Source organism: Nocardioides sp. (assembly GCF_036405735.1).
Lineage (GTDB): Bacteria > Actinomycetota > Actinomycetes > Propionibacteriales > Nocardioidaceae > Nocardioides.
Window position 1 is genome coordinate 97843 of record NZ_DASWXC010000043.1, and the last position, 9586, is coordinate 107428.

Genomic DNA, 9586 nt, shown 5'->3' on the forward strand with positions numbered 1-9586 from the left:
TCCGACGATGCCGATGACGTCAATGATGACCGTGCTGCGACACCGCGCCCTCGGCGTGGTCTTCCTCGTCCTGATCCTGCTGGGCGTCTGGCTGACCTACGCCGTGTTCACCAAGCAGTTCACCCAGTACGACCAGGTGACCCTGCAGACCAGCAACGTCGGCCTGCAGCTGCCCACCCGCGCCGACGTCAAGGTGCGCGGGGTGCTCGTGGGCGAGGTGCTCGAGGCGAAGGCAACCGCCGGCGGCGCGGAGCTCACCCTCGGGCTCGACCCCGACAAGATCGACACGATCCCGGCCGAGGTCACCGGCTCGATCCTGCCCAAGACGCTCTTCGGCGAGAAGTACGTCTCCCTCGTCGTGCCGGACCAGCCCTCCGACGGGTCGCTGCGCGCCGGCGCCACGATCACCCGCACCGAGGTCGCCACCGAGGTCGAGACCGTGCTCTCCGACCTCTACCCGCTGCTGCGCGCCGTCCAGCCGGCCGACCTCAACATGACCCTCAACGCGCTCGCGACCGCGCTCGAGGGGCGCGGTGAGCGACTCGGTCAGACGCTCCAGACCGCCGACGGCTACCTCAAGCGGCTCAACCCGCAGATCCCCGCGCTGGTGGAGGATCTCCGGCTCACCGCGACCGTCGCCGACACCTACGGCGACATCCTCCCGCAGGTCGCCCAGATCCTGCGCGACACCATCACCACGACCGGCACGCTGGAGGACAACAGCGCCGAGCTGAAGACGCTGTTCACCAACGTCACGGCGTTCTCGGGGACCGCGCGGGAGTTCCTCGCCGAGAACGAGGACAACCTGATCCGGCTGGCGGTCCTCAACGACGGCCTGCTGGAGGCCGCCGCACGCTACGCGCCGGAGTACCCCTGCCTGCTGGGCGGCCTGGAGAGCCTCGGGCAGCGGGTCGCGGAGTCGTTCCGCGGCCACATGCTGCACATCAACCTCGAGACCCTCCCTCGCCAGCCCCGCAAGTACACCCCGGCCGACAAGCCGATCATCGCGGAGGACCGCGGGCCCGCCTGCGGCAACCTGCCGAACCCGCCGTGGTCGCAGAAGAACCCGCTGCGGGTGGTGCCGCCGGTCAACGACGGCGTCGACGGCCCGGTGCGCCGGGCGCCCCTCGGCTTCGGGTACGCCGGCTCCCCGACCGAGGCGGCCCTGCTCGACCAGCTGCTGGCCCCCGAGCTCGGGGTCGATCCCGAGCGGGTGCCCGACCTGGGCGGGCTGCTGCTCGGCCCGATGGCGCGCGGCGCCACCGTCAGCCTCGAGGAGGTGGACCGATGAAGCTCGCCCTCGACAAGCGAACCCGCGGCGACCTCGTGCGCCTGGTGGTGTTCGTCGTGGTGACCACGCTGGCCACCGGCCTGCTGGTGATCACCATCGGCAACCTCTCCTTCGGCGGCACCAAGGAGTACCGCGCCGTCTTCTCCGACGCCACCGGCGTCACGAAGGGCGACGACATCCGGGTCGCCGGGGTGAAGGTCGGCAGCGTGAGCGGGGTCGAGATCCACGACCGCACCCGCGCCCTGGTCACCTTCGAGGTCAAGGACGAGACCCCGGTGACCGAGGCGACCCACGCCGCGATCCGGTACCGCAACCTGGTCGGTCAGCGCTACATCTCGCTCTCCGAGCGGATCGGCGAAGGCGACGAGCTGCGCGACGGCGGCACGATCCCGGTGTCCCAGACCTCCCCGGCCCTCGACCTGACGGTGCTCTTCAACGGTTTCAAGCCGCTCTTCCAGGCCATGTCGCCCGGCGAGATCAACAAGCTCTCCTACGAGATCGTCCAGGTCTTCCAGGGAGAGGGCGGCACCCTCGACAGCCTGCTCGCCCACACCGCGGGCGTCACCCAGACGCTGGCCGACCGCGACCAGGTCATCGACTCGCTCATCGAGAACCTCAACGACGTGCTGGACCACGTCGCCGACCGCGACCAGCAGCTGTCCCAGCTGATCACCACCTTCCGCACGTTCGTGTCCGGGCTGGCCCAGGACCGCGAGGCCATCCTCGGCTCGCTGGACCAGATCTCGGCGCTCTCGGGCCAGACGGCCGACCTGGTCAAGGGCATCCGCTCACCGCTCGTGGAGGACATCAAGCAGCTGCGCCGGGTCGCCGGCAACGTCGACCGCAACAAGGCGGAGCTCGACCGGGCGCTGCAGGTGCTGCCGATCAAGCTCAACAAGATCGGTACGACGGCGACGTACGGCTCGTTCTTCAACTTCTACCTGTGCGAGTTCACCGGCCGGGTGCTGCTGCCGGGCAACCAGGCCCTGCCCGTGACCTACCCCGTGAACACCGGAAGGTGTGATCTCGGATGAAGCCGTTCCGTGAGCGCAACCCGATCCGCATCGGAGCCGTCAGCCTCGCCGTGCTGGTGCTGCTGGTGCTGGCCGCCTTCAAGGCGCAGGACCTGCCGCTGATCGGCGGCGGCGACACCTACTACGCGAACTTCAGCGAGGCGGGCGGGATCAAGGCCGACGACGAGGTCCGCATCGCCGGGGTCCGGGTCGGCAAGGTGCACAGCGTCGAGCTCGACGGCGACCACGTGAAGGTCGGCTTCAAGATCAAGGGCGACGCCAAGTTCGGCGAGCAGACCCGCGCGGCGATCAAGGTGAAGACCCTGCTGGGCTCGATGTTCCTCGCGCTCGAGCCGGCCGGTGCCGGGCAGCTTCCCGAGGGCGAGACGATTCCCGTGGAGCGGACCACGTCGCCGTACGACGTCGTCGAGGCGTTCACCGGACTGGCCGACACCGCGGGCGACATCGACACCGACCAGCTCGCCTCGGCCCTCACGACGCTCGCCGACCTGACGCGCACGACGCCGGACTCGTTCAAGGCCGCACTCGACGGTGTCTCCGCGCTGTCGCGCAACGTCGCGGCGAAGAACGACCGGATCAACTCGCTGCTGGTCAACCTCAAGCGGGTCTCCGCCGTGCTCGACGAGCGTGACGCGGACATCGTGGCCCTGATGCAGGACGCCGACGTGCTCTTCCGCGCCCTGGTGGCGCGCCGCGAGGCGGTGCACCAGCTGTTCACCTCGACCGCCACGCTGTCGAAGGAGCTGAGCGCCCTGATCGACCAGAGCCGCGCCGACCTCAAGCCCGCCCTGACGCACCTGCAGAACGTCCTGGCCGTGCTCAACAAGAACGAGGACAACCTGGACGCGAGCCTGCGGCTGATGGCGCCGTTCTACCGCGTCTTCGCGAGCACGCTCGGCAACGGGCCGTGGTTCGACACCTTCATCCAGAACATGCCGCCCGTACCGGAGGAGCTGTGATGCGCGCCGCAGGACTGCTCCGCTGGCTCCCGGCGGTCGCGATCGCCCTGGTCGTCGTCGCGGCCGGGCTCAGCATGCTCACCGGCAACGGCGAGAAGACCCTGGTCGCCCACTTCCCGCGCACGGTCTCGGTCTACGAGGGCAGCGACGTGCGGGTGCTCGGGGTCCCGGTCGGGGAGGTCTCCGAGGTGACGCCGAACGGCACCGACGTGAAGGTCACGATGACCTACGACGACGAGGTCCGGGTGCCCGAGGACGCCGAGGCGGTGATCGTGGCGCCCTCGGTGGTCGGCGACCGCTACGTCCAGCTCACGCCGGCGTACACCGAGGGTCCGCTGCTGGCCGACGGCGCCGTGCTCGACACCAGCCGCACCGCCGTACCTCTCGAGCTCGACGACATCTACGGCAGCCTCGACAAGCTGGTGGTGGCGCTGGGTCCCGACGGTGCCAACAAGGACGGTGCGCTGACCGACCTGCTCGAGCAGACGGCGGCGAACTTCGGCGGCGAGGGCGCGCAGTTCAACCAGACCATCAAGGACTTCTCCGCGCTCGGGTCGACGTTGGAGGACAACAAGGACGAGCTGTTCTCCTCGGCCGCGGAGCTGCAGAGCTTCATCAGCACGCTGGCCGAGAACGACGCCACGGTCCGGCAGTTCAACGCCTCGCTCGGCCAGGTCTCCGACATGCTCGCCGGCGAGCGTCAGGACCTCGCCGCCTCGCTCAAGCACCTCTCGACGGCGCTCGGCGACGTCTCGACCTTCGTCCAGGAGAACAAGGACGTGCTGCGCACCAACATCAGCGGCCTCAACCGCGTGGCCAAGGTGCTCGTCCGCCGGCGCGACGAGCTCGCCGAGACCCTCGACAACGCTCCGCTGGCGCTGAACAACCTGTTCCGCACCTACAACCCCGACACCGGCACCCTGGACACCAGCGCCAACTTCCAGGAGCTCGGCCACCAGGTCTCCAGCGACCCCGACCGGTTGCTGTGCACCTTCGTGAACTCCGCCGACAAGAGCGGGACGCTGTGCGACCTGCTCGGGTCGGTGCTGCCGCGGGCGACCGTCTTCGGCGCCGGCACCGGGTCGGCGATCGACAAGCACAGCGACCGGACCCTCGGTGGGCTCGTGGAGGTGGAGCGATGAAGGCCGTACGCCGCAGCCGCCTGGCGGCCGCCCTGGTCGGCTGCCTCGCGGGCTCGCTGGTGCTGACCGGCTGTGACTTCGAGGTCAGCGACCTCCCACTGCCCGGCGGTCCCGACACGGGTGAGGACCCGATCACGGTCACCGTCGCGTTCTCCGACGTCTTGGACCTGGTGCCGAACTCCACCGTCAAGGTCAACGAGGTCAACGTCGGCAAGGTGACCGACGTCGAGCTGGCCGGCGACCACGCCGAGGTGACCCTGGAGCTGCGCGCCGACACCGAGCTGCCGGCCAACGCGGTCGCCGAGATCCGGCAGACCAGCCTGCTCGGCGAGAAGTTCGTGTCGCTGGCCGCCCCGACCGCCGACGCCAGCGCCGCCGAGCTCGGCGACGGCGACAGCATCCCGCTCGAGCGCAGCGGCCGGAACCCTGAGGTCGAGGAGGTCCTCGGCGCGCTGAGCCTGGTCCTCAACGGCGGCGGCGTCGCCCAGCTCAAGACCATCTCGACGGAGCTCAACAAGGCCCTCGACGGCAACGAGGACTCCGCCCGGTCGGTCCTGACCGAGGTCAACACGTTGATGGGCACCCTCGACGACAACAAGGCCGCCATCGTGCGGGCGATCGAGGCCGTCGACCGGCTCGCGGCGTCGGCGCGGGCCCAGGAGGACACCATCGATGCGGCGCTGGAGGAGCTGCCCAGCGCGCTGACCAGCATCGACGCCCAGCGTGCCGACCTGGTCCGCATGCTGCGGGCGCTCGACGGCCTCGGGGACGTCGGCGTGCGTGTCATCCGTGCCTCGAAGCAGGCCACCATCAACGTGATCCGCAACCTCGAGCCGACGCTGACCCAGCTGGCCGACGCGGGGGACAACCTCGTCAACGCCATCGACACCGGGCTGACCTATCCCTTCACCGACGACGTCGTCGGCCGGGATCCGCAGGCCGCCCGCAACCTCCACATGGGCGACTACGTCAACCTGTCGATCAACCTGGACATCAACCTGCGCGACGCCTTCAACGCCGGCTCCAGCGGCTCGGTGCTGCCGAGTGCGGTCAACCCGACGCAGACCGTGAACGACCTCCTGCAGTGCATCGCCAGCGGCCGGCTGAACAGCCCCGCCTGCCAGCGGGTGCTCGCGACGGTCAACGGCCTGGCCAACCTGCTCAACGAGTGCAAGAAGGCCGCCAACCGCGACGCCGCGCTGTGCCAGACGCTCAACCAGGTCCCCGGCCTGCCGGGTGCGCCGGACCTCGGGGCCCTGCTCGGCGGCGCCTCCTCCGGCGGCGCGGGCACGAACGGCTCCGGCGGCCTCGGCGGCCTGCTGGGTGGCGGGCTGGGTCGCGCTGCTCCCGGCGAGCTCAGCATCCCGCTCCGTACGCCGGCGCGGGGGTTCACCTACGAGCAGCTGGCCACGATCTACGACCCCTCGCTGGTCCGGCTGATGCTGCCCGGCCTCGACGGCGCACCGGCAGGAGGTGGCCGATGATCACCGGACGCACCAAGGTCCAGCTCGCGATCTTCGTCGTGATCACGCTGCTGGGCGTGAGCTTCGTCGGCGCGCGATACGCCCGCCTGGACCGGTTCTTCTTCGACGACCACTACACCGTGGTCGCGCACTTCACCCAGTCCGGCGGCATCTACGTCGGCGGCGAGGTCTCGTACCGCGGCGTGAAGGTCGGGCAGGTCGGCGACATGAGGCTCACCCGCGACGGCGTCGACGTCTATCTCGACATCGACAACTCCTTCGACTCCATCCCGGCCGACACGCTCGCGGTCGTCGGCAACCGCTCCGCCGTGGGTGAGCAGTACGTCGAGCTGCAGCCGCAGACCGACCAGCAGCCCTACCTGAGCGACGGCACCGAGGTGGCCCAGGCCGACACCCGCACCCCGCTGCCGACCGAGCAGCTGCTCGAGAACGCCTCCCGGACGGTCTCGTCGGTCGACCAGGACGCGCTGCGCACCACGGTCGCCGAGCTCGGCGCCGCGTTCGCCGGCACGGGGCAGGACCTGCAGCAGATCTTCGACACGAGCATGTCCTTCATCGAGACCGCCAACGACAACTTCGATGTGACCACGGCCCTCATCCGCGACGGCAACACGGTGCTGAACGGCCAGGTCGCCAGCGAGAGCGCACTGCGCGGCTTCGCGGCCAACCTGTCGCTGTTCAGCGGCACCCTCGCGGGCAACGACGACGACCTGCGCAAGCTCATCCACAACGGCGCCGCCGGCGCCGCGGCCTTCAAGACGTTCCTCGACGAGAACCGCGTCGAGCTGACCGAGCTGCTCCGCGACTCGGTCACCACCGGCGAGATCGTCTACCGGCACCTGCCGGGCCTCAAGCAGGTCCTGGTGCTCTACCCCTACGTCGTCGAGGGCGGCTTCACGGTGACCTCGAAGGACCCGCAGAGCGGTCTGTACAACGCCCACTTCGGACTCGTCATGACCTCGGCGGAGCTGTGCCACCGCGGTTACGAGGGCACCCGCACCCGCCCGCCCCAGCAGCTGAAGACCCAGGCGATGAACGAGGACGCCCGCTGCACCGAGCCCGCCTCGCAGAGCAACCCGCGCGGTGCGCAGAACCTCAACCGCGCCGCCCCCGCCGGCGCCGCCGGCGCCGACGTGGTGGCCGACTACGACCCGGAGACCAGCGCGCTCACCTGGCGCACCGGCACCACGACACTGGCCCCGACCGGTAGCGTGGCCGCGCCCGGCGACGAGCCGGCACGTGGGAGGAGCTCATGGACGTGGTTGTACGCACCGACGGCGACAGGGGAGTGACGGACTCCCCGACGCGCCCGCCTGCGCACCGGACCGCCCGCTGGGGCGTCCTCGGAGTGCTCGTGGCGCTCATCGCCGGCTCGCTCCTCACGCTCGGCTACCTCGGGGCCGACCGCGGCGGCAACCCGTTCTCGAGCCGTGACGAGGAGCAGGCGCAGCGCGAGCGGGTGATGTCGCAGGCGCGGCAGTTCATGCTGCGCGTCAACACCTACGGCCCGGATCTGCTCGAGGGTGAGCAGATGCCGACGTACCGCAAGCTGGTCTCCGAGGTCGTCACCGCCAAGTTCGCCGCCGACTTCGAGCAGAACGTGCCGTACGCCGAGGCCACCGTCGCCCAGGCGGGCGTCGCCCGGATCACCGAGGTCTACGCGGTCGGCGTCGCCGACCTCGACCTCGACGCCGGTACGGCCACCGCGCTGGTCGCCGGCTCGTTCACGAACTCCTTCACCGATCCCAAGGACGCCGGCCAGCGGGTGAACGCCGAGCCGCAGCCCTACCGCGTCGAGGTCGAGCTGGTCCGGCAGCGCGGCACCTGGAAGGTGGACGACTTCTCGCCGGTCGGCGCCGAGGGCCAGCAGCAGGCGCCGAGTGCTCCGGCACCGAGTCCGTCGGTCGAAGGGGGAGCGCAGTGAGTCCCACGTGGTACGACCTGCTCGGGGTCGAGCGTGACGCGACCGCTGACGAGATCCGCGCGGCCTGGAAGGCGCAGGTCGCTGACCTCGATCCCACGGACCGCCGCTTCGGCGCCCTGTCGGAGGCGGCCGCCGTCCTGCTCGACGCCGAGCGGCGTCGCCAGTACGACGCGACGTTGCCGGCCGAGCCCGTTGGTCGAGCAGCGAGCGCCAGCGAGCGTGTCGAGACCCCCGCAGCCCCCGGCCGCCGCCCGCCCGCGGGGTGGCTGCTGGCGGTGCTGGCCGTCGTGGCCGTGCTGTCGGTCGCGCTGGCGGCGTACGCCTGGAGCCGGCCCAACCCGAAGGCGATCGAGGACGACGCCCGTGACGCGCAGGCCGCCGCCGAGTCCGCCGTGGTCGACGTGCTCTCCTACGACTACCGGACGCTGGCCGACGACGAGCGGGACGCGACCGCGCGGCTGACCGAGCGGTACCGCAAGGACGCCTACGACAAGGTCTGGGACACCATCGCGCGCAACGCGCCCGGCACGCAGAGCGTCGTCACCACCACCGTGGTGGGCTCGAGCCTGGTGCGGGCCGCCGAGGGCCGGGTCGAGGTGCTGGTGCTGGTCGACCGGCCGACGACGAACAAGGAGATCGCCGCCGATGGCGGGCAGCCGGTCGTCTACGAGGACCACGTCACCGTGACCCTGGTGCGCTCCTCCGACGGTGACTGGCTCATCGACGACATGACGACCTGACCGTTCGTCACAGCTGCCGACAGGTTTCTCCCCACCGGGCCGCCGGGGTGCTTGACCTCGACGCGGGATCGGCGCATCATCGTCGCCCAAGGGCAGGCATTGCATCTGGCAGTGCGTCTGGCCGGCGCTCGCGAGCGTCCGACATTGTGACGCGCCCGCGATTCCTGTATCGTTGCGCTTTGCGCATGCCCTCAGATGCCCGTCAGCCTGCCCGGTGGCCGATGGAGTGGTGGGCGGCGCGACTCCACCTGCGAACCTTGTCGAAGGATTCCTCTTGGCCGCGCGCAGCACCTCCGGTTCCAACCCTCGCCGCATCTCTTTCGCAAAGATCACCGAGCCCCTCGAGGTTCCCCAGCTCCTCGCCCTCCAGACCGAAAGCTTCGACTGGCTGATCGGCAACGAGGCCCACGCCGAGCGCATCGCCGCCCGCAAGGCCGCCGGCGAGGACGTCTCCGAGAAGTCCGGTCTGCAGGAGATCTTCGAGGAGATCTCCCCGATCGAGGACTTCTCCGAGACGATGTCGCTCTCGTTCGAGAACCCTGTCTTCTACGACCCCAAGTACACCGTCGACGAGTGCAAGGAGAAGGACCTCACCTACGCGGCCCAGCTCTACGTCTCCGCGGAGTTCACCAACAACGAGACCGGCGAGATCAAGGGCCAGACGGTCTTCATGGGCGACTTCCCGCTCATGACCGACAAGGGCACCTTCGTCATCAACGGCACCGAGCGCGTCGTGGTCTCCCAGCTCGTCCGCTCGCCGGGCGTCTACTTCGAGCGCTCCGCCGACAAGACGTCCGACAAGGACATCTACACCGCCAAGCTGATCCCCAGCCGTGGCGCGTGGCTGGAGTTCGAGATCGACAAGCGCGACATGGTCGGCGTCCGCCTCGACCGCAAGCGCAAGCAGAACGTCACCGTGCTGCTCAAGGCCCTCGGCTGGACCAACGAGCAGATCCGCGAGGAGTTCGGCGAGTACGAGTCGATGATGCTGACCCTGGAGAAGGACCACACC

At 69.9% G+C, this 9586-nt stretch carries 8 protein-coding genes and 1 pseudogene; all 9 read left to right on the forward strand.

Annotated features, from left to right (window positions below):
* Positions 1 to 7: 7 nt before the first annotated feature.
* Entirely contained in the window at positions 8 to 1291 is a 1284-nt protein-coding gene (locus VGE38_RS06625; RefSeq protein WP_331141743.1) for an MCE family protein, read from the forward strand.
* Entirely contained in the window at positions 1288 to 2325 is a 1038-nt protein-coding gene (locus VGE38_RS06630) for an MCE family protein (RefSeq protein WP_331141744.1), read from the forward strand. The genes VGE38_RS06625 and VGE38_RS06630 overlap by 4 nt, the downstream gene beginning before the upstream one ends.
* Complete coding sequence (locus tag VGE38_RS06635; RefSeq protein WP_331141745.1) at positions 2322 to 3284, forward strand: MCE family protein; 963 nt, start codon at positions 2322 to 2324, stop codon at positions 3282 to 3284. The genes VGE38_RS06630 and VGE38_RS06635 overlap by 4 nt, the downstream gene beginning before the upstream one ends.
* The gene (locus VGE38_RS06640; protein WP_331141746.1) at positions 3284 to 4426 is read left to right on the forward strand and encodes an MCE family protein; all 1143 of its coding nucleotides are present in this window, start codon (positions 3284 to 3286) and stop codon (positions 4424 to 4426) included. The genes VGE38_RS06635 and VGE38_RS06640 overlap by 1 nt, the downstream gene beginning before the upstream one ends.
* Positions 4423 to 5910, forward strand: coding sequence for an MCE family protein (locus VGE38_RS06645; protein WP_331141747.1), 1488 nt, complete (start codon positions 4423 to 4425; stop codon positions 5908 to 5910). The genes VGE38_RS06640 and VGE38_RS06645 overlap by 4 nt, the downstream gene beginning before the upstream one ends.
* Positions 5907 to 7202 (forward strand): MCE family protein, encoded by a 1296-nt coding sequence (locus VGE38_RS06650; protein ID WP_331141748.1) that lies wholly within the window; start codon positions 5907 to 5909, stop codon positions 7200 to 7202. The genes VGE38_RS06645 and VGE38_RS06650 overlap by 4 nt, the downstream gene beginning before the upstream one ends.
* Complete coding sequence (locus VGE38_RS06655) at positions 7163 to 7834, forward strand: hypothetical protein (protein WP_331141749.1); 672 nt, start codon at positions 7163 to 7165, stop codon at positions 7832 to 7834. Before VGE38_RS06650 ends, VGE38_RS06655 begins: the two co-directional genes overlap by 40 nt.
* Positions 7831 to 8574, forward strand: coding sequence for a J domain-containing protein (locus VGE38_RS06660; protein ID WP_331141750.1), 744 nt, complete (start codon positions 7831 to 7833; stop codon positions 8572 to 8574). The genes VGE38_RS06655 and VGE38_RS06660 overlap by 4 nt, the downstream gene beginning before the upstream one ends.
* Positions 8575 to 8848: 274 nt before the next feature.
* A pseudogene (locus VGE38_RS06665) lies at positions 8849 to 9586 on the forward strand (DNA-directed RNA polymerase subunit beta); the annotation flags it as partial.

What these genes read in the sequence shown, in the direction of transcription:
- VGE38_RS06630 (WP_331141744.1), top strand. Translation starts at nt 1,288, where the DNA reads ATGAAGCTCGCCCTCGACAAGCGAACCCGCGGCGACCTCGTGCGCCTG.
- VGE38_RS06645 (WP_331141747.1), top strand. Translation starts at nt 4,423, where the DNA reads ATGAAGGCCGTACGCCGCAGCCGCCTGGCGGCCGCCCTGGTCGGCTGC.
- VGE38_RS06635 (WP_331141745.1), top strand. Translation starts at nt 2,322, where the DNA reads ATGAAGCCGTTCCGTGAGCGCAACCCGATCCGCATCGGAGCCGTCAGC.
- VGE38_RS06655 (WP_331141749.1), top strand. Translation starts at nt 7,163, where the DNA reads ATGGACGTGGTTGTACGCACCGACGGCGACAGGGGAGTGACGGACTCC.
- VGE38_RS06640 (WP_331141746.1), top strand. Translation starts at nt 3,284, where the DNA reads ATGCGCGCCGCAGGACTGCTCCGCTGGCTCCCGGCGGTCGCGATCGCC.
- VGE38_RS06625 (WP_331141743.1), top strand. Translation starts at nt 8, where the DNA reads ATGCCGATGACGTCAATGATGACCGTGCTGCGACACCGCGCCCTCGGC.
- VGE38_RS06650 (WP_331141748.1), top strand. Translation starts at nt 5,907, where the DNA reads ATGATCACCGGACGCACCAAGGTCCAGCTCGCGATCTTCGTCGTGATC.